Raw genomic sequence first — 20,390 nt, 5'->3', positions numbered from 1 at the left:
GCAATCAGGTATGGGTTAGACGCTGGAGGTAATCACGTCTTCCAGCGCGCATCCGCAACAGTCAGCTTGCCGGGAATCAGCTTGAGCGCACTGAACGCATCGGCAATCTGCTGCTGATAGGCGAGGGTCGCGTCGGTAATCGGTTGAACGCCGTAGCCGGTGCGCTTGAGCGCGACTTCGAGTATCGACGCATCCAGTCCCACGAGCGGCGACAGCTGCGCGGCCACTTGTGCGACGTTGTCGCGCGCCCATGTGTCGACTTCGTTGACTTCGTCCAGCAGCGCGTGAAGCGCCTGCGGCTGGGCCGACGCGAACTTGCGGGCCGCGACGTAGTACTGCGTATTGCGCACCAGGCCGTCGCCGTTGGCAAGCGTGCGCGCATTGGCCTGACGTTCGATCGCGGCGAGGTACGGATCCCAGATCACCCATGCATCGACGCTGCCTTGCACGAAGGCGGCGCGCGCATCGGCCGGCGTCAGATAGACAGGCTGGATGTCCGTATAGGCCAACCCGGCCTGCTGAAGCGCTTTCACCAGCAGAAAATGGACATTCGAACCCTTGTTGAGCGCCACCTTTTTGCCGCGCAGTTGCGCAACGGTGCGGATTGGCGAGTCCTGTGCGACGACGATCGCTTCGCCGCGCGGCGCGGGCGGTTCGTTGCCGATGTAGACGAAATCCACGCCACCCGCCTGCGCAAAAATGGGCGGCGTTTCGCCGACGCTGCCCACATCGACGGCGCCCGCATTCAAGCCTTCGAGCAGTTGCGGACCAGCGGGAAATTCCAGCCATTGCACGCTGACGCCCTGGCTCGCGAGCCGCTTTTCCAGCGTGCCGCGCGCCTTGAGCACGACAAAGTTGCCGTACTTCTGGAAGCCGATTCTCAGCCGGTTGTTCGTGCCTTGTGCGTGAGCGGCGCTTGTCGCGAATGGCGCAAGCGGCGTGAGCAGCCCGCCGAGCGCAGCGCCTGCCACGCCGGCACCCGCGCGCCGCAGCAGTTGACGCCGATCGGGATCGGCGGGAGAAGGGGCGATTGATGTGTCGCGTTTGCTCATCGGCTTTGCGTGTCGGTATCGGAGAATAGATTGCTGACGTTAATTCGCGAGGCGCACGAATTCAAACAACGTTTGCGCATATCGAAAGCAGGGAAACGGCTATAAGACGCAACGCTCAACGCGCGTTGACTGTCCCGCCGAATCTCCCTGCATGCTCGACATCATTCAGGAAACACAGGCTCGCCGAGCGTCAGCATCAGGCGGTTCGCCCACGCGAAGATTGCAATCGCATGGCTCAGGTCGAGGATTTCAGCTTGCGTCAGGCCGTTTTCCTTGAGTGCTGCAATCGATGCCGCATCGATCGTGTCGGGATGCAAGGTCAGATCGATCGCGTAACGGACGATGGCCCGTTCTCGCGCCGTGGTGCCTGCCGTTTGCGGATCGGCGAACACCTGCTGAATGACGTCGTCGCGTTTCGCGAGCTGCTGGAACCGCTGCGCATGCACGGAAGCGCAATAGACGCAGCCGTTCACGCGCGAGACCACCGTGCTGGCGAGTTCACGTTCCGCGCGCGACAAACCGCCCGGTGCATACATGATGCTGTTGAATGCGCCCGAGCGTTGCCGCAAGATCTCCGGCTCATGCACGAGCAGCAGGTAGTAGTCGGAAGTCTTCGCTTGCGGATGGCTTTCTTCCAGAACGGCTGTCTGTTCGGACGTGGCATCGGCGAGCGCCACTGTGTCGAGCCATGCCGACCAGCCGAGTTGCTGCGATGTGAAGCCGTGTGATGTGCTCATGCTGAAGCCTCCAGTGCGCGCAGTGCGGCAACGACGCGGACCTGATACGTGACGAATGCGACGAGCTGCGAAAGCGCGACGATCTCCGGCGTGGACAGTGCGGCTTGCTTCACGCGCAGCAATGCGGACTGCTCGGGAGTTGGGGTGAGGGTCGTCAGCGCGTGCGTGTGCTTGAGAATCGCGGCGAGTCGAGCATCGATGTCAGCCGCGCTCGCATGCGTCACGCCCTCGGCGATGAAGCCTTCCAGCGCCGCAATCGCGCTCTCCGCCGATGACCCCAACGCAAGCAGGCGCTCGCGATAGGCAAACGCCGCCTCGGGTGCTGCCGACAACGCGGCTGCGTAGCTGGCGGCCGCGAAACGCTCGTCGAGCGAAAGCCCGGTGGTGCTCGGGTCGAACAGCGCGTCGAAACTGCCCTGCGTATAGCGTGTGGCATCGGCGCGAGCGGCGCGCAACGCGGCGACGGAACCCGTCGATGCGATTCCGGCCAGACGCGCGGTGTCGTCGTGTGCTGGCGTTGGCTTCACTTCTGTTGTCATGCAAGATCCTCAGGATAAGGTGTTCACGATTCGTCGATGACGGACGGCGCGTCCGCGTCGGTCCATTCGTCGCCGGCAAGCTCGGCCTTGTCGAATGCCTGGAGCGCGGCGTAATGGCTGTCGCGGTCGGCGTCGAACAGCATCGACGCGATCGCGCGCGCAAGCCGCTGCGCGCCGTCGCTGATGGCGGGAATGTCGCCGGCCACCTTGCCGTGCGAGAGGCTCGCCGCATGATTGAAGCAATGAATGCGGGCAAGCGCGGGACAGGTGCCCGGCACGCGCTCCTGAAACGCAAAGCGGCTATCGAGATCGGGCGATGTCGCCAACTCTTCGTTGTCGAGTTCCGCGCCGGGATCGAAACGATCGCGCCAACGCCTCACATGTGGAGCAATGGCGGCGAATTCGTCGCGCGTGTCGATCTCCGAATGGAAGCCGGTGGCGAAAATCAGATAGTCGAGTGCATAACGCCCTTTGGGTGTATCGATCACGAGTTCGTCGGCATGAGCATCAGCATGCGTGATCGGGCTGCCCAGATGCAGATACGCATTGTCGTGACGCGTGACGCGCAGCACGCTGTCGCGCGGCGGCGGTGTCTGGCTTTGCGCCGAATAGTGCAGAAAGCGCCACTTCCATGCGTCGGGCAGATGCATGAAGCCATGCACCAGCCCCGGACTGCCAATCCCCGTCAGCTTGTTGATGCGCGGCAGTTCGCTGCGGCGGATAAACATATCGACGCGTGCGGCACCCGCTTCGAGTGCACATGCCGCGTTGTCGAATGCCGATGCGCTCGCGCCGACGACGCCCACACGCCGTCCACGCAACGCGTCGAAGTCGATGGCATCCGACGAGTGCGCATGGCGATGCGCAGGCAGATGCCGCGCAGCGGGCGGCACATAGGCGCCGCCAAGACCTTCGCGGCCGGTTGCGAGCACGACGTGGCGCGCAAGCACCGTATGTGTCTGCGCGTCATCCGATGTGCGCAGTTCGAGCGCGAGCAGGCCGTCCTCGCGTGGCTGAAGCTGTGCGATGTGCGTGCCGTTGATAACCGGCAGTGCCAGCACCTTTCGATACCAGCGCAAATAATCCATCCATTGCGTGCGCGGGATCTTGTTCAACACTTCCCATTGGTCGCGCCCGAACTGCGCTTCATACCATGCGCGAAACGTCAGCGCAGGAAAACGCAGCGCCGGCCCGGTCAATTGCTTGGGCGAACGCAAGGTATTCATCCGCGCGTAAGTCACCCACGGACCTTCGTGTCCTGCAGTCGCCTGATCGAACAGCTGGATGTGCTCGATGCCGAGCATGCGCAGCTCTGCTGCCGCGGTGAGGCCCGCCATGCCAGCACCGATGATCGCGACGTCGAGCACGCGTTCGTTTTCCGCGAAGCGCGGCGGCACCCACGCAGGCGCAGGCAGTTCGAGCCACGCGAGGTCTTCGCGCAGGCGGGCTTCGAGTGCGGCGAGTCCGCCGCTGTGAGCGGGAGATGTCGTCTGGCTCATGCCGTGGCTCCCGTGGTTTTGCGGATGGTGCGTTTGCTGTTCGCTGCATCGCGTTGAGCGGGGGACGACAGCAGCGCATCATGCTGCGCCGCCTGATGACGCACCGCGCCTGGCAGCAGTTCGCGCGATACGAGGTCGATTGCCGTGATCAACGCGTCGATAGCTGGTGTGACGGCTTTGCCCGAAGCCGTGACCACGCCATAGTAGAAAGGAATGTTCACGTCGACTGGCCGCACGACGACGCCCTGAACGGGCGTGCCGAAGGCCGTAGCCGGATCGACCACCGCCACCGCGAGCTTCGCCTGCGCGGCCATCACGGCGTTGAGCGAGGCATTGCTTTCGAATGCCACGGTCGATGCGAGGCCGGCTACGTCGAATGCCGCGTCGATCCGTCGTCGCAGCCGGTAGCGGTTGGCGACTGTCGCAATCTTGCGCGTGGCCAGATCGCGCAGAGAGATCATGGGCGCGTCGGCCAGCGGATCGTCTTCACTGACGACAGCCACACAAGGCGCTTCGATCAGATAGTGCAGATCGAGCGCGGCATGATCCAGCGGCAGCGTAGCGATGCCGACATCCACCGAACGCGACAGCAGCGACTGCACCACCTGCTCGGCGGACGCGCTGCGCAACTGCGTTTCGCGCGGTGCCACGTCCTGCCCGATTCGCGCAATGGCACGAGGCACCAGCGCGGCCGCGAGCGCAGGCGTGGCAGCGATTCTCAACGGTGGCGCTTCGTTGCGCCCGATGGCAAGCGCACTGGCGCGAATCCGTTCGAGTCCGACGAGCATGCGTTCCACTTCCGCATAGAGCAGAAACGCGCGCTCCGTCGGCGTGACACGTGGGCCTTTGCGATCGAAGAGCGGGTAGTCGATCTCCTGTTCGAGATCCTGGATCATGCGCGACACGCCGGGCTGCGATCTTCCGAGCAACCGGGCGGCTCCCGTCACGCTGCCTGCCGACATCACGGCCGAAAATGCTTCGAGCTGATGCAACTCCATACGCCAATCCATTCATGTGGTGGATGCATTGTAGGAGGGCTTGCATGCGCATTTCTTATAATAAATTCGGCTATCGAAAGAACAGGATTGCAACAGGCAACACTCGTTCACGACGCATGGGATGCGCGAACGGATGCATTCAGCAGCGGCAAAGCCTTGTCGCGTGGCGCCTCGCGGCACATGCCAACGATCAATCAAGCATCATGCAGATGCTTTGCATGCAACGCGATAAGCATTCCACTGAAAAGCACATAACGATTGACGCTTATGTTGTTTGGTTCGCTTCTTTCCGACATGGTTACATCGCATCAACATCATCTGATAGCGTGAGATCGACATGTCGAAAGAGCAGAACAGGGGAAAGCGCCGCGTGACATTGCGGCATATCGCGGGTGTGATGGCGCTGGGCGTTGCATGCGTATTGCCATTGATGCAAACCAGCGTGGCCCATGCCGCAGGCGACCCCTACTGGGTCGGCGTAACGGGGCCGTTGAGCGGTCAGGATGCGCAGTACGGCGAGCAATGGAAGCGCGGCTTCGATCTCGCACTCGAACAGATCAACGCGAACGGCGGCATCAACGGCCATCCGCTCAATTACGACTTCGAGGATAGCCGCAGCGACCCGCGCCAGGCCGTGGCGATCGCACAGAAATTCGTCGACGACAAACGCATCCTGCTCGAACTCGGCGATCTGTCGAGCGGCGCATCGATGGCCGCTTCGCCGATCTATCAGCGCGCCGGTCTCGTGCAATTCGGCTTCACGAATTCGCACCCTGACTTCACGAAGGGCGGCGATTATATGTGGAGCACGGCTATTAGCCAGGCGGAAGAACAGCCACTGCTGGCCAACTACGTCACCAAGGGTCTCGGCTTCAAGAAGATCGCCGTGCTCTATCTGAATACCGATTGGGGCCGCACGAGCAAGGACATCTTCGCCAGGGCAGCGGTGGAAAACGGCGCGCAGGTCGTGGCAGCGGAAGGCTATCAGCCGAACGAAAAGGACTTTCGCGCCACGCTGACGCGTGTGAAGAGCGCCTCGCCGGATTCGCTGGTGCTGATCTCGTACTACTCGGACGGCGCACAGATCGTGCGCCAGGCGCGTGCTTCGGGCGTGCATGAACCGATCGCGGCAGTCGGTTCGGTGTACTCGCCGAAGTTTCTCGATCTGGGCGGTGATGCCGTGAACGGCGTCTACACGGAGTCGAACTTCTTCCCCGGCGATCCGCGCCCGGAAGTGCAGAGCTTCGTGCAGCGCTATCGCGCGAAGTACAACGCCGAGCCCGATACGTTCGCAGCCCGTGCCTATGACGCGATGACCCTGGCCGCCGAAGTGATCCGCCGCTACGGCCCGACGCGCAGCGCCGTGCACGACGGCTTCACGAAGATCGACAACGTGCCGAGCGTGATCTTCGGCAAGTTCCGTTTCGATCCGCAGACGCGCCGCGTGGCAGGCGCGAAGAATCTCGATCTCGTCGTCAAGGACGGCAAGTTCGCGCTGTGGGACGGCAAGGGCGCGCCGCGTGCGCAGTAACCACGATATCGCACAGGACTGAAGCTATGGCGGCGTGGTTCGATTACACGATCAATGGGCTGATTGTCGGAAACATCTATGCGTTGCTCGCAGTCGGGCTGGCGCTGATTTTCGGCGTGTCGCATCTGATCAATTTTGCGCACGGCTCGGTGTACATGGTGGGCGGCTTCATCGGCTGGCTGTGCCTGACACGGCTCGGTCTACCGTTGCCCATCGCGCTGGTTGCGACTATCGGCGGCTGCGCGCTGCTCGGCATCGTGATCGAACGGATTGGCTTGCGGCCATTGCAGGGCGCAGCCCGCATCGCGCCGCTGCTCGCGACCATCGGCATCAGCTTCGTGCTCGATCAGCTGGCGCAGATCGTGTTCGGGCCGGACCCGCGTCCCGTGCCGGGTTCGCTGCCGCAATGGACGGTGGCGATTGGCGGCGCGACGCTCAGTTCGCTCGACGTGCTGATTGCCGCCATCGGCATCGGCGCGGCCGCAGTGCTGTACGCGTTTCTGCGCTTCACGCGGTTGGGCTGGGCCGTGCGCGCCACCGCACAGGACCGCGACGCCGCGCAGCAGATGGGCGTGAACGTGCACGCCGTGAACCGCACGGTGTTCGCGATCGCATGTGGTCTCGGCGGACTCAGCGGATTGCTGGTCGGCATGTACTACAACAGCATCGATCCGGCGATGGGCGTTCAGGCCACCCTCAAGGGCGTGGTGGCGCTGCTGATCGGCGGCCTGGGCAACGTGCCCGGCGCGATTGCCGGAAGCCTGCTGCTCGGGCTGGTGGAAAGCTATGGTGTCGCGCTGTTCGGCACGAGTTACCGCGATCTGTTTGCGTTCGTGCTGTTGCTGCTGTTTCTTGTGTGGCGCCCGAATGGACTGTTCAGTTCGAACCGCCGACTGCCGCCTGAACCGCTGACGGGCACGTTTCTGTCGAACAGCAAGGCCGTGCGCATTTCGCCGCGCGTGATCGGCGTTCTGCTGGTGGCTGCGGTTGCGCTGCCTTTCGTTGCGCCGTCTCCGTATCTGCTGCAAACGCTCACGAACGGCTGGATCTTCGGCCTGCTCGCGCTGAGCCTGACGCTGGTGGCGGGCACCGTGGGGCAGATATCGCTCGGTCATGCGGCGTTGCTGCTGATCGGCGCATATGCGTCCGCGTTGCTGTCCGTCGATCTGGGCTGGTCGCCTGCGTTGACGATCCTGCTGGCGGGCGCGATCACGGCTGTGATCGGCACGCTGCTGATCTATCCATCGTTCCGGCTGCGCGGCCACTATGTGTCGATTGCGACGCTGGGTATCGGCGAGATCGTCGGACTGGTGATTCTCAACTGGGACAGCCTGACGCGCGGACCGATCGGCGTGACAGGCATTGCGCCGCTGTCGCTGTTCGGCTGGGAACTGTCGGGCGCACGCGGGGTGTACTGGTTCACGCTGGCGGTGCTGGTGGTGCTTGCCGCGCTTCAACTGCGGCTGCTGCGCTCGCATCTGGGCCGCACGTGGCGCGCCATCCGCGAAGACGATGTGGCGGCGCGCGCATACGGTGTGCGGCCGAACCGCTACAAGGCCATTGCGTTCGCGTGCGGCGGATTTGCGGCGGGTATCGGCGGCGGGATTGCAGCGCATCTCTATAGCTACATCAATTACCAGACCTTCGATTCGCAAGTGTCGATTCTCGGCCTGACGATGGTGATACTCGGTGGCCTCGGCAACGTGCCGGGCGCGATCATGGGCGCCGTCGCGCTGGTCGGTCTGCCGGAACTGTTCCGGTTCGCTGCCGATTACCGCATGCTGGTCTATGGCGTGGTGTTGCTGCTGCTCGTGCGTTTCCGTCCACAAGGCCTGTTCGGCGCCGTTTGAGGAGATGACGATGACCATCCAGAATAGCCACGCATCGCCTGGCATCCTGTTCGACGTGCGTCACGTGACGCGGCGCTTCGACGGCCTGACGGCGGTAGATCAGGTGAGCCTGTCCGTCGCCGAGGGCGAATGCGTGAGCGTGATCGGGCCGAACGGTGCGGGCAAGTCGACGCTCTTCAATCTGCTCGCGGGCACCGACAAGCCGGATGACGGCATCGTGCGCTTCGACGGCGAGGACGTCACGGGCTTCGCGCCCGAAGCATTGGCGCAGCGTCGCGTCGCGCGGACCTTCCAGCATGGCCGCGTATTCGGCAATCTGAGCGTGCTGGACAACGTGCTGATCGGCGCGCATTCGCGGCTGACGATGACGCGACGCGGCTGGCCGCTGATCGGCGCAATCGCGGAGGTGTATCGCGCGCTCGTACCGGGCACGCGGCTGCGCGACGAAGACGAACAGTTGCGCGACGAAGCGAAGGCCGTGCTGGCGCGCTTCGGAACGCGGCTCACACCGCGCATCGATGCACCCGCGCACAGCCTGTCTTATGCAAACCGCCGGCGCGTCGAAATCGCACGCGCATTGATGCTGCGTCCGCGCATCCTGTTGCTCGACGAGCCGACAGCCGGGATGAACGAATCCGAAACCGCCGAGATGCTCGAACTGATCCTGCAACTCAAGCAGGAGGGTCTGACGATCCTGCTGATCGAGCACAAGCTGGATCTCGTGATGCGTCTGTCGGACCGCGTGATCGTGCTGGACGACGGCAAAAAAATCGCCTCGGGCCTGCCCGACGAAGTGCGCAACAACCCGCGCGTGATCGAGGCCTATCTCGGACATCGGCATGTCGGGCAGCAGACGGGCCACGTCGTGCCTGCTGCTGCGTGAGGCTTTTCATGCGACACAAGAACTGCAATACGCGAGTCGAGCAATGACGGATATTTTGCTGAAGCTGGACAGCATCGACACTTTCTACGGTCAAAGCCAGGTGCATTTCGGCGTGGATATCGCCGTGCCGCGCGGTGAGATCGTTTGCCTGCTGGGCGGCAATGCGAGCGGCAAATCGACCACGATGAAGGTGATACTCGGTCTGCACAAGCCTCGCTCGGGAGACGTGCTGTTCGACGGCGCGTCCATCAAGGGGCTGCCGACGGCGCAGATCATCCGGCGCGGCATTGCGTCGGTGCCGGAAGCGCGCCGCCTGTTCGGCGATATGACGGTGCGTGAAAACCTGCTGATGGGCGCGTTCTCGCGGCATGACCGCGATGGCATCGCGGCAGACTACGAACGCATGCTGGAACTCTTTCCGCGCGTCAAGGAGCGGCTCGCGCAGCGCGCGGGCACGCTGTCGGGTGGCGAGCAGCAGATGCTGGCGATGGCGCGGGCGCTGATGAGCCGCCCGTCACTGGTCTGCATGGACGAGCCGACCATGGGTCTCTCGCCGCTTTATGTCGACAAGGTGCTCGAACTGATCCGCACGGTCAATCAGCAGGGCGTGACGTTTTTCATGGTCGAGCAGAATGCCAGCCTCGCGTTGCAGATTGCACATCGCGGGTATGTACTGCAGACGGGGCGCGTGGTGCTATCGGGCGAAGCGCAGACCTTGCTCGGCGATCAGCGTATCCGCGATGCGTATCTCGGCGGTGCGCTGGCCGCCGAGACGGCGTCATGACGAAAGGTCGGGCTTCGATATGCCGCGCTCTGTAGCGCCAGCACGCTCACGCGGCTCACGCGTGCACGAGGTCAAACCGTGCACCATGCGTGAGTTCGCCCGGCAATGTGCGCGCCTGAGCAGCATCCGCCACGCGTAGCGCTGCACCGATCACGCCTTCACCGCGCGTGGCAAGCTGTGCGCGCAGTTCATCGGCGAGACCTGTCGCGCCAGTGCCGGTATCCTCGACAGGCGACAGCAGCGTCACCGTAGTAGCGCCGAGCGGCAGCGTCGCGAGCTGCACGCCATGACCGACGAGCGTGCTTCTGTGCACTGCCACGTCGCCGAGCAGAATGCGATACCGGTCGATGCTCTTGTCCAGATCCGCCACCGCCACATTGATGGCAGCCAGGCCAGTCGTCCCATTGCGATGCTTGCGCACCTCGCCCTCGGCGACACGCAGAAAGCGTGGCGTCAGATCGCCGCACAGGAACGGCAGATCGCGCGTCGAAGGCCGGCCGATCTGCCACTCGAGCCGCGTGCCGTCGGGACGGACACGGCCGCCCGGAATCGGGCCTTCATAGTAGAGGCCACGCGCATAAGCAGCTTCGACAGTGCGGGAGACAGACTCGGGCAACAGCGCGAAGTCAACGAGCCCTTCACCGACACGCTGTCCCGCATCCCACCAGCGATGTTCCTTCGCGTCTTTCAGGAATGCGATCAGTGCGATATAGCTGCCGTCGTCGAAACCGATCAGCGCATTGTGCGTCGATCCATCGGCATGCGTGCCGCCGCGCTGGACAGTGAAGCCCAGTTCGGTGAAGTCTGCGACGGTCTGTTTGAGGTCGTGCACACGAATCACAAGATGATCTGGCAGCAAGGGCATCCATTCGCTCCTTTGATTGAAGATAAGACAGTATCGACGGGCGCGTTTGACGACGCCAGCAACAATATGTCGATACCTATCCACGTCTTGCGCTAAAGAAGCCGAGGCCTGCTTGAATCTTCATACAAACAGCCCTTTTGACCAGCAGTCAATGAAGAGCGCGCCAATCCACGCCCCCGTCTTTAGAAATGAAATTTGATTGGTTCTGTTTCGGGGCCTGGATGCAACATCATCTCCTTTGATGGCTATAGACGGTTTGCCGCGCTGTTGCGGCACTTTCCATCAACAAGGAGGCGAAATGGCTGCAGTACTCGAAGAACGACCGACCCAGGCAGTGCTTGAGACGGCACGCGACAAGGCGGCAACAGCAGGTCTGACCTATCCGGGCGGCGTTTCTCCACGCGATGCCTGGGCGCTGTTCTCCAGCGGCGAAGCAGTGCTCGTCGACGTTCGCACGGCTGAGGAACGCAAGTTCGTAGGCTATGTACCCGACTCGGTACACGTACCGTGGGCAACGGGTACGAGCCTGACGCGCAATCCGCGTTTTGTCAGGGAACTCGAAGCGAAGACCGGCAAGGATGCCGTGATCCTGTTGCTGTGCCGCAGCGGCAACCGCTCGGCGCTGGCGGCCGATGCTGCCGCCAAGGCAGGCTTCACGCAGGTGTTCAACGTACTGGAAGGATTCGAAGGGGATCTCAACGACGGGCAACATCGCGGCACAGTCAATGGCTGGCGCTATCTCGGCCTGCCGTGGGTGCAGGACTGAGGTGTTGGCCCGGCTCATTGCGAATGCGTGTCACGCTGCGCGTCACGCGCAGCGTGACACGCTGCTCGCCGTATTCGAAGCATAAGGAGCATGGGCAGTGGCGGCATTCGATATCGACAGCATCGCCGGATCGCTGCAGGCGGTCCGGCAACAATGGCGTGACGGCCAACGGCGCGCGCTGGAACCGGGCGGCCGGGATCTGCCTTCGCGCGACGCGCTCGCAGCAGCGATCGACGCACTGAAAGGCGCGCTCTTTCCGATGCGCCTCGGACCGCCTGACTTACGTCAGGAAAGTGAAAACTTTTACGTCGCACACGCACTGGACGCGGCCTTGCATGGGCTGCTCGCTCAGGCGCGACTTGAATTGCATTACGCCGCGCGGCGCGAAAAAACTGCCAACGAAGGCATCGAAGCGCGCGCGCTGTCGGCCATCCGCACGTTCGCGGACCGCTTGCCCGAGATCCGTTCGTTACTCGACAGCGATGTCATTGCCGCTTATCACGGTGATCCCGCTGCAGGCAGCGTCGACGAAGTGCTGCTGTGCTATCCCGGCATACTCGCGATGATTCATCATCGCCTTGCGCACGAACTGTATAAACTTGGTTTGCCGCTGCTCGCGCGGATCGTTGCCGAACTGGCGCACGCACAAACGGGTATCGACATTCATCCGGGCGCGCGCATTGGCTCGGGCTTTTTCATCGATCACGGCACGGGCGTCGTGATCGGCGAGACGTCGGTGATCGGCGAGCGCGTGCGCGTCTATCAGGCAGTCACACTCGGTGCGAAGCGCTTTCCCCTCAACGAGGACGGCCATCTCGAGAAAGGGCTTGCGCGCCATCCCATCGTCGAGGACGACGTGGTCATCTATGCAGGTGCGACCATTCTTGGCCGGGTGACGATCGGGCGTGGCGCGACGATCGGCGGCAATGTATGGATCACACATGACGTAGCGGCAGGATCGCATGTCAGCCAGGCGGTATTGCGCAGCGAGGCGGGCAGGGCTGCGTCTGTCGCCAACGGTGTATCGGCGGGAGCACTGGGATGACAGGACTCGTTCGCGACTTCGGCGCAACCGTGCGCGCGCTGCGCGAAGCCCATGGATGGTCGCAGGAGCAACTCGCCGAGTACGCGGGGCTGAACCGTTCGTATGTCGGCGAGATCGAGCGGGGCAGTGCGATCGCGTCGATCGTCACGGCCGACAAGCTCGCGCGCGCTTTCAACGTGCCCATTGCAACCCTTCTGTGTACTTCTTCGCCGGTTGATCCGCCGCCGCAGGAACGCGGCGCGTCGCCGCCACAGCTTCCCGCCTGACCCGATCACGCTCGCCTGTCGCGAGCTGAACGCACGCACGTATCTGTCATGCGCGGCGGCGCACCACGTGCGGGCTTTTCTTGCCGCCGCGATGCATCACCTTGATGGCTATAGCATGTTGAGCCCCGTTTTCGGGCTCCCGATAATTCCATGCCGTCATAAGCATTCCCGTTTTTCTTCTAACGACCTGGAGCCTTCGTATGTCGACGTTAGCGAGCGGCCAGACCGCGCTCGGCGATAACGCAGCACGGCAACTAGCCAATGCCACCAAAACCGTTCCCCAGCTTGCGACCATCACGCCGCGCTGGCTGACCCATCTGTTGCAGTGGGTGCCTGTCGAGGCGGGCATCTACCGGCTCAATCGCGTGAAAGACCCGGAAGCCGTGCAGGCGCTCTGCACCGCACGGGAAGACGAAAGCACGCTTCCCACGACTTACGTGCCGTACGAAGAGCATCCACGTGAGTACTTCCTTAATGCTGTCAGCACGGTGCTCGACGTCCACACGCGTATCTCCGATCTCTATAGCAGCCCGCACGATCAGATCAAGGAACAGCTGCGCCTGACCATCGAGACGATCAAGGAAGTGCAGGAAAGCCAGCTCATCAACAATCCCGATTATGGGCTGCTGGCTAACGTCGATGAAGAACAGCGCGTGTTTCCGCTGACGGGCGCGCCGACACCCGACGATTTCGATGAACTGCTCACGAAGGTATGGAAAGAGCCTGCCTTCTTCCTGACGCATCCGCTGGCGATTGCAGCATTCGGACGCGAGTGCACGCGCCGTGGCGTGCCGCCGCCGACCGTGAGCCTGTTCGGCTCGCAGTTCATCACGTGGCGCGGCATTCCGCTGATTCCGTCGGACAAGGTGCCCGTTGCCGACGGCAAGACCAAGGTTCTGTTGCTGCGTGTCGGCGACAAGCGTCAGGGCGTGGTGGGTCTTTACCAGCCTGGCGTCGCGGGCGAACAGGGACCGGGGTTGTCGGTGCGTTTCATGGGCATCAACAATCAGGCGATCGCCTCGTATCTGATCTCGCTGTATTGCTCGCTCGCGGTTCATTCGCCCGATGCGCTGGCAGTCCTCGACGACGTGGAGATCGGCAAATACCATGACTATGCAGACACCTATCGCTAGTCCAGTGGGCGCAAGCCCGTTGCCCGACGTGCAGGTGCCTGTGTTGCCCGCAGGGCTGCCCGATCCGGCACAGCTTGCGCGGCTCGCGACGGAGTTCTTCAGCGCGTTGCCGGGCGGCGCTGCCGTGCCGGATGTCGCAGCGGGCAGTGGCGCGGTAGGCGGCCTGCCTTCGGCGTTGCCGGCCGCGGCGCCTATCCTGTCCTCCGTCAGCAATCCCGCGCCGGCTGGTTCGCCGCTCGCGGGACCGGGTGGCACCGGGACCGGCGTGCCGGGACTTTCGGTGCCGCAGGGCAAGGCGCCGGGCGCCAACCTGTTGCCAGGTTCGCCGACGCATATCCTCTCGCTCGGCAACCGAGCGCCCGCGCTCGCGCCGCATGCCGCGGCGCAAAACGGCCTGCCCGACAATCTCGCGACCATAGCACCGGCACTCGAGCCGCGCGCAGGTGGGGCGGCGCTGGGTGTGCCACCTGTGCAGAGCGGTGCGCCTTTATCGGCGGGCAGTGGGACGCGTGGGGCGGCGGCTTCGTCACAGGCTGCGGCGCCTTCGGCAGGCGTTTCGCCGTTCTATTTCATGGACACTCCCGGCCGTGGCTGGTCGCGTCCCGCTGAAGACTTCACCTTGCCGCAGCACGGCGCGGCCGCCCCTACGTCGTTCGGGTTGCCGGGTGAAGACGAACTGCGCGAACTGCTGTCGATCCATCGCTTCGCACCCGCTGCCGATCCCTATGAGCTTCCGCGCGGCGGCACGCCTTACTATGCCGAAGGCGCGCAGGCACGCAGTGGTCCGCACGCGAGTTCGAGCGCGGTTCCGGCAGGTCACCCCCCGTTCGATGTCAACGCCATTCGTCGTGATTTCCCCATCCTGCAGGAACGCGTCAACGGCCGGCAGCTGATCTGGTTCGACAACGCAGCGACCACGCAAAAGCCGCGCCCGGTGATCGACCGGCTGTCGTATTTCTACGAGCACGAGAACTCGAACATCCATCGCGCAGCCCATACGCTCGCGGGCCGCGCCACGGATGCTTATGAACATGCACGCGAAACCGTGCAGCGTTTCATCGGCGCGGCGTCGCCGGAAGAGATCGTGTTCGTGCGCGGCACGACCGAGGCGATCAATCTGATCGCGAAGTCGTGGGGCGATCAGAACGTCGGCGAGGGCGATGAGATCGTCGTGTCGCATCTGGAACATCACGCGAATATCGTGCCGTGGCAGCAGCTCGCGTCGCAAAAGGGCGCGAAACTGCGCGTGATTCCTGTCGATGACTCAGGTCAGGTGCTGCTCGACAAATACCGCAAGCTGCTCAACGACCGTACGAAAATCGTCTCTGTCACGCAGGTATCGAATGCGCTCGGCACAGTGGTGCCGGTCGCCGAGATCGTCGATATGGCGCATCGCGTCGGTGCGAAGGCGCTGGTGGACGGCGCGCAGTCGGTGTCGCACATGCGTGTCGACGTGCAGGCGCTCGATGCCGACTTTTTCGTGTTCTCGGGCCACAAGATTTTTGGCCCAACGGGCATCGGCGTGGTCTACGGCAAGCGGGCGCTACTCGAGGACATGCCGCCATGGCAGGGCGGCGGCAACATGATCTCGGACGTGACGTTCGAGCGCACGGTATTCCAGCCGCCGCCTTCGCGTTTCGAAGCGGGCACGGGCAATATCGCGGACGCAGTGGGTCTCGCGGCAGCGCTCGAATACGTGACGCGCATCGGCATCGAAAACATCGCGCGTTATGAGCACGATCTGCTCGCGTATGCGACGAGCGTGCTGGCGCCCGTGCCTGGCGTGCGCCTGATCGGCACGGCACAGGACAAGGCGAGCGTGCTGTCGTTCGTGCTGAAGGGCTATTCGACGGAAGAGGTCGGCCAGGCGTTGAGCCAGGAAGGTATCGCCGTGCGCGCCGGGCATCATTGCGCACAGCCCATCTTGCGCCGCTTCGGGCTGGAGGCTACCGTGCGTCCATCGCTGGCGTTCTACAACACCTGCGATGAGGTCGATACGATGGTGTCGGTGGTTCAACGGCTTGCCTCACGGCGGACCTGACGCGGCGCTTCCGCGATGCGTTGACCGTTATTACCCGCAGCAAGCAGACAGTCATGGCGCCTTACGGCGCCATGACTTTTTATGCATCGCGAAGAGACGCGTCAGGCACACGCCCGGTCTGCGAAGAGACAGACGCGTCGTCTTCATTACCCGCCAGTTCCGCTTCGATCTCGCGCAAACGATGCGGCGCGAACACGCGCAGCGCGACAAACCATCCAAGTCCCGCCAGCAGCAGTGCAGCGAACACATACGGCAGGATCGCATACGCGCCCGGCGCAGCCGGATAGACGCTGCCGGCAAACGGAATCCCGATCAGCACGACGGCGATCACCGTGATTGCGATATGCAGCGGTTTCAGTTCGCCGCGTTTGCGCAGGAACAGCGGTGCCGCGATCGCCACGATCACGTACGTCAGCAGAAAGCCGAAGGTGGCGATTGTGCTGAGATAGCCGTATGAATCGAAGAGCGACGTGCCTGCGAACTGAAACGCAAGACCCGTGACCAGCGAGAACAGCGCGACGAGCGTAACGGCGACGTGAGGTGTCGCGTTGCCCGCGTGGGCACGGCCTGTCGCCGCATGCAACAGGCCTTGACGTGCAAACGTGTAGAGCAGGCGCGCGGCAGCATTGATCGACGAAAAGAACGCCGCGAAGAAGCTCAACGCGACGCCCACGTCGATCAGAATACCCACCGCGCCAAAGCCGATGCCGTGCGCGACCGACGACAGTGGCGCGCTGACCTGATCGAGCGGCGTCGCATCGCCATGAAACAGCGCGACGAGACCGTACGACGTCACGAGAAACAGCGCAGCCGGCCCGAGAATACTGACGATGACCGCACGCGGAATCAGCCGGAACGGTTCTTTCGCTTCGAGTCCGAGCGCCGTCACGCTTTCGAAACCGGTGAAGCTGAAAAACGCCAGCACCATGCCGAGGCGCAACTGATCGGGCTTCACGCCGTCGAGCGTCAACTGGCTGCTGTCCGCCCAGCGATGCTTCGCAAACAGTGCCACGACGATCACGAGCAGAATCAGTGCGACTGTCGTCAGTTCGATCCACAGCGTGGTGCGCGTGGACAGGCGGATGTCGCGATACGTGATGAACCACGCCGCCAGCGCGATGATCGCCGTGAGCGCCACCGAAACGGGCAGCCATGCGCCCGCGGTTCCCAGCACCCCGACGTCTTTCAGCAGGACCACTGTCTCGTTGACGGTGCCTTGCAGAATGCCAGCCGCGCCGATCGAGTAGGCGATCAGCAGCGACCAGCCTGCCACCACGCCCCAGATCGGGCCGATGCCGCGTGCGGCATAGGTGTACAGCGCGCCCGGCGAAGCGGTACGCCTGGCGAATTGCGTGATGCTCCATGACGCGAACAGCAGGCCCACGGTCGCGAACAGATAGGCCAGCCATGTGCCGTTGCCGGCCGTGGCGAAGACAGCGGGCACGAGCAGGCCGGCGCCGCCCGCCGCACCGACCAGACCGATCGATTGCGCGATCAGTTCCGACAAGGACAGATAGCCGCGGCGCAGAGTGCCGCCGCCGTGCGTATCGACGGTAATGTGACTCATCTGTAGAGGTGCTCCAGAAATATGAAAAGCTGGATGAATGAACGGCCGGGAAGCGCTTATCTCACCGTTTCGGCTTCGGCATGGGCAAGATCGCTCGCGGCGGCCTGCGCCGGTTGCGACTCGCGCTTGACGCGTTCGATATCGCGAAAGCGTTTAGCAGGATGCGTCTCGGGCAGGCGCGCGCCGCCGCCAAACAGCTTCTCGCGCAGCGTGCCAGGCGCGTAGGCAGTCGGATAGACGCCGCGCCGCTGCAACTCGGGCACGAGGTAATGCACGACGTCTTCGAACGTTTCGTGCGCGATCGCATACGCAAGGTTGAATCCATCGACGCCCGTTGCTTCGACCCATTGCTGCAGGATGTCCGCCACCGTCGACGCTGAGCCGACAAACACAGGGCCCATGCCGCCGACACCGCCCCAGATCGCGAGTTCTTCGATGGTCCATGCCTTGTCGCCGCCCGCCAGATGCTCGACCGCCGAGACGATGGCGTTGGTTTCGACTCGTCTCACGAGATCGGTGGGCGCATACTGGCCGAAGTCGATCCCCGTCCATCCCGACATGAACACGAGCGAGCCGTCATACGACACATAGCGCTTGTATTCTTCGAACTTCGCCTGCGCCTTCGCGTCGGTTTCATCGACGATCACGGTGACGAGGTTGTAGATCAGCAGCTTGTCCGCATCGCGTCCCGCTTCCGCGGCCTGGCGGCGCACATCGCTCACGTAGTTTTTCAGGATGGTCGGAGTCGGCGCGGCGACGAACACGCATTCGGCGTGCTGCGCAGCGAATGCCTTGCCCGGACCCGACGCGCCCGCCTGGAAGAGCACCGGCGTGCGCTGCGGCGAAGGCTCGCAGAGGTGGTAGCCGGGCACGTCGAAGTACTTGCCCTTGTGGCCGATTTCATGGACCTTCTCCGGATGCGTGAACACGCGCTTCTCGCGGTCGCGCACGACGGCGCCGTCTTCCCAGCTTCCTTCCAGCAGCTTGTACAGGACTTCGACGTATTCCGTCGCGACTTCATAGCGGTTGCTGTGATCGCGCAATCCGCCTTCGCTGATGTTCTTCGCGCCGCTCTCCAGATACGAGGTGACGATATTCCACGCGAGCCGTCCCTTGGTGTGATGATCGGCGGTCGAGAGGCGGCGGGCGAACGTATACGGATGCTCGAAACTCGTCGATGCCGTGATGCCGATGCCAAGGTGTTCGGTGACCATCGCAATCGGTGCGGCGAGTTGCAAAGGATCGTTGACGGGAATCTGCGCGGCCTGATGCAGCGCGTGATAGTTGTTGCCTTGATAGACGTCGTAATAGCCAATGACGTCGGCGATGAAGATGCCGTCGAAAATGCCTTTCTCCAGTACCTTCGCGAGATCGGTCCAGTATTCGAGATCCTTGTATTGCCACGAGCGGTCGCGCGGATGCGCCCACAAACCCGGCGACTGATGACCGACGCAATTCATCTCGAATGCGTTGAAGCGAATGGGTTTGGTCATGACGCTCACTTGCTCCCTCGGCCGGGGCCGTTGCCGATGCTCCAGATAAACGGCGGCTCCTTGCCGTTTATCACCCAGTCGCCGACGATGCGCGCCTTGTAGACGAGCGGGTTGTGCGACGACACGGTGCGCGCGTTGCGCCAGTGACGATCGAGCGCCTGCGTGGTGCTGATCGCCGATGCACCGAGCGCATCGAACAGATGCGTCGCCGCGCGCAACACGAGGTCCGACACGACGAGCTGGCTCTGCGCCGATTCGATTTCGGCATCGACGTTGGCGCGATGCTCCGCTTCGGCATCGTCGGAAAAGCGGGCTTCGTACGCGCGTTGCAAAGGCTGCGCCGCCTGCGCGGTCAGCGCCTGTGCTGCATAAGCCCACGAAGCGATTTCGCCCGCCACCTGCTGGATCTGCGCATCTTCGCTCACGTGCGGCGCGTTGCCGTGGCTGTAGATACGCTTGCGCTGCCGCACCAGCGTGCCGACGTCGCGCGTGATGGCCGCGCCGATGCCCGCCAGTGTCGCGACATGCACCAGCTGATAGAACGCGGTCTGATACCTGAAGCGCCGCTCGAACGCGATGATGTTGTGCGCATCGACGGCGGCATTGTCGAATACCGTCGTGCCGCTTCCCGTGGTTGTCTGGCCGAAGCCGTCCCAGTCGTCCTTGCGTGTCACGCCGGGCTGGTTCGTGCTGACGGCGGCGATCACATCGGCGCCGTCTTCCTCGCGTTTCGCGAGCACGTCGATCCATTCCGCGAAGATGCTGCCCGTGCTGTAGTACTTCGAGCCATTCACCACGAACTGGCCATCGCGTCTGGATACTTTCGTCGCGAGCGTGCCGACGGCGACGTCGCCCACTTCGGACCACGCGCTGCCCACCAGTTGTCCGCTCACGAAGCGGTCGAACCATGTATTGCGTTCATTCCCCGGCGGCACATTCAGCCAGTCTTCGACGAAAGCGAAGTGTGCGCGCAACGCCTGCGGCAGGTTCGAATCGGCCGCGGCGAGTTCGATCAGAAGACGAAACAGTTGCGGCAGCGATGCACCGGCACCGCCATGCGCAACAGGTATCCGCACCGCGCCGAAGCCCGCGTCCTTGAGCCAGCCAATCGCTTCATGCGGCAATTCGCGTGAACGGTCGCGCTGTGCAGCACCTTCGGCGATGCGCGCGAAGATGGGACGAAAGCGATTGGCGAGTGATTCGTAGTCGGTTCCGATGGAGAGTTCGGCGGCGTGCGATGAGGTCATGCAGATCCTTTGCAATAGCGGTAACGAAGCCCACGGCGCGCATTGGGCGCTGGACTCAGATGAGTATAAAAATCACCGCTTGCCGCCCGTAAAT

Annotated in this window: 18 protein-coding genes; 9 read left to right on the top strand and 9 right to left on the bottom strand. The window is 63.2% G+C overall.

The annotated features are described in order from the left end of the window. Window positions 1-32 precede the first annotated feature (32 nt). The 5 genes from DK391_RS00575 to DK391_RS00555 all read right to left on the bottom strand — a co-directional run bounded on the left by DK391_RS00575 (window position 33) and on the right by DK391_RS00555 (window position 4,825). The gene (locus DK391_RS00575; RefSeq protein ID WP_109476034.1) at window positions 33-1,052 is read right to left on the bottom strand and encodes a sulfonate ABC transporter substrate-binding protein; all 1,020 of its coding nucleotides are present in this window, start codon (window positions 1,050-1,052) and stop codon (window positions 33-35) included. Window positions 1,053-1,213: 161 nt separating this feature from the next. After that, window positions 1,214-1,789, bottom strand: a complete 576-nt coding sequence (locus DK391_RS00570; RefSeq protein WP_109476033.1) for a peroxidase-related enzyme — start codon at window positions 1,787-1,789, stop codon at window positions 1,214-1,216. After that, window positions 1,786-2,328, bottom strand: a complete 543-nt coding sequence (locus tag DK391_RS00565) for a hypothetical protein (RefSeq protein WP_109476032.1) — start codon at window positions 2,326-2,328, stop codon at window positions 1,786-1,788. The genes DK391_RS00570 and DK391_RS00565 overlap by 4 nt, the downstream gene beginning before the upstream one ends. A 23-nt stretch (window positions 2,329-2,351) precedes the next feature. Then, window positions 2,352-3,827 carry an NAD(P)/FAD-dependent oxidoreductase gene (locus DK391_RS00560; RefSeq protein WP_109476031.1) on the bottom strand — a complete coding sequence of 492 codons (1,476 nt, stop codon included), beginning with the start codon at window positions 3,825-3,827 and terminating at the stop codon, window positions 2,352-2,354. Then, a complete protein-coding gene (locus DK391_RS00555) occupies window positions 3,824-4,825 on the bottom strand; it encodes a LysR family transcriptional regulator (RefSeq protein WP_109476030.1) in 1,002 nt (333 codons plus the stop codon). The genes DK391_RS00560 and DK391_RS00555 overlap by 4 nt, the downstream gene beginning before the upstream one ends. 397 nt (window positions 4,826-5,222) lie before the next feature. Between DK391_RS00555 and DK391_RS00550 the strand changes: the two genes are divergently transcribed. Genes DK391_RS00550 through DK391_RS00535 form a run of 4 tightly spaced genes read left to right on the top strand, consistent with a single transcriptional unit; the run spans window position 5,223 to window position 9,873 of the window. Then, a complete protein-coding gene (locus tag DK391_RS00550; RefSeq protein ID WP_239482654.1) occupies window positions 5,223-6,356 on the top strand; it encodes an ABC transporter substrate-binding protein in 1,134 nt (377 codons plus the stop codon). A gap of 26 nt (window positions 6,357-6,382) precedes the next feature. Beyond that, entirely contained in the window at window positions 6,383-8,206 is a 1,824-nt protein-coding gene (locus DK391_RS00545) for an ABC transporter permease (protein ID WP_109476028.1), read from the top strand. Window positions 8,207-8,216: 10 nt separating this feature from the next. Then, window positions 8,217-9,089: an ABC transporter ATP-binding protein gene (locus tag DK391_RS00540; RefSeq protein WP_109476027.1), complete on the top strand. Its 873-nt coding sequence runs from the start codon at window positions 8,217-8,219 to the stop codon at window positions 9,087-9,089. Window positions 9,090-9,132: 43 nt separating this feature from the next. Next, on the top strand, window positions 9,133-9,873 hold the full coding sequence (locus DK391_RS00535) for an ABC transporter ATP-binding protein (RefSeq protein ID WP_109476026.1): 741 nt from the start codon (window positions 9,133-9,135) through the stop codon (window positions 9,871-9,873). Between the two features lie 55 nt (window positions 9,874-9,928). Here the strand turns inward: DK391_RS00535 and DK391_RS00530 are convergent, their stop codons facing one another. Further along, complete coding sequence (locus DK391_RS00530; protein WP_109476025.1) at window positions 9,929-10,738, bottom strand: VOC family protein; 810 nt, start codon at window positions 10,736-10,738, stop codon at window positions 9,929-9,931. A gap of 298 nt (window positions 10,739-11,036) precedes the next feature. Between DK391_RS00530 and DK391_RS00525 the strand changes: the two genes are divergently transcribed. From DK391_RS00525 to DK391_RS00505, 5 genes are all read left to right on the top strand, one after another. After that, window positions 11,037-11,504 (top strand): rhodanese-like domain-containing protein, encoded by a 468-nt coding sequence (locus tag DK391_RS00525; RefSeq protein ID WP_109476024.1) that lies wholly within the window; start codon window positions 11,037-11,039, stop codon window positions 11,502-11,504. A gap of 97 nt (window positions 11,505-11,601) precedes the next feature. After that, entirely contained in the window at window positions 11,602-12,549 is a 948-nt protein-coding gene (gene epsC / locus DK391_RS00520) for a serine O-acetyltransferase EpsC (RefSeq protein ID WP_109476023.1), read from the top strand. After that, window positions 12,546-12,815 (top strand): helix-turn-helix transcriptional regulator, encoded by a 270-nt coding sequence (locus DK391_RS00515; RefSeq protein ID WP_109476022.1) that lies wholly within the window; start codon window positions 12,546-12,548, stop codon window positions 12,813-12,815. The genes epsC and DK391_RS00515 overlap by 4 nt, the downstream gene beginning before the upstream one ends. Window positions 12,816-13,015: 200 nt before the next feature. Further along, window positions 13,016-13,948 (top strand): family 2A encapsulin nanocompartment shell protein, encoded by a 933-nt coding sequence (locus tag DK391_RS00510; RefSeq protein WP_109476021.1) that lies wholly within the window; start codon window positions 13,016-13,018, stop codon window positions 13,946-13,948. Continuing rightward, on the top strand, window positions 13,923-15,989 hold the full coding sequence (locus DK391_RS00505) for a family 2A encapsulin nanocompartment cargo protein cysteine desulfurase (RefSeq protein WP_109476020.1): 2,067 nt from the start codon (window positions 13,923-13,925) through the stop codon (window positions 15,987-15,989). The genes DK391_RS00510 and DK391_RS00505 overlap by 26 nt, the downstream gene beginning before the upstream one ends. 79 nt (window positions 15,990-16,068) lie before the next feature. On the opposite strand, the gene DK391_RS00500 is transcribed toward DK391_RS00505, so the two are convergent. Genes DK391_RS00500 through DK391_RS00490 form a run of 3 tightly spaced genes read right to left on the bottom strand, consistent with a single transcriptional unit; the run spans window position 16,069 to window position 20,296 of the window. Beyond that, window positions 16,069-17,556, bottom strand: coding sequence for an APC family permease (locus tag DK391_RS00500; protein ID WP_109476019.1), 1,488 nt, complete (start codon window positions 17,554-17,556; stop codon window positions 16,069-16,071). A gap of 56 nt (window positions 17,557-17,612) precedes the next feature. After that, window positions 17,613-19,049: an LLM class flavin-dependent oxidoreductase gene (locus DK391_RS00495; RefSeq protein ID WP_109476158.1), complete on the bottom strand. Its 1,437-nt coding sequence runs from the start codon at window positions 19,047-19,049 to the stop codon at window positions 17,613-17,615. Between the two features lie 5 nt (window positions 19,050-19,054). Further along, a complete protein-coding gene (locus DK391_RS00490; RefSeq protein WP_109476018.1) occupies window positions 19,055-20,296 on the bottom strand; it encodes an acyl-CoA dehydrogenase family protein in 1,242 nt (413 codons plus the stop codon). Between the last annotated feature and the right edge of the window lie 94 nt (window positions 20,297-20,390).

The sequence above is a fragment of the Paraburkholderia sp. C35 genome, assembly GCF_003121405.1.
In the GTDB taxonomy this organism is placed as follows: domain Bacteria; phylum Pseudomonadota; class Gammaproteobacteria; order Burkholderiales; family Burkholderiaceae; genus Paraburkholderia.
The sequence above is the reverse complement of the archived record's forward strand: the minus strand, read 5'-3'. Positions and strand labels throughout refer to the sequence as shown.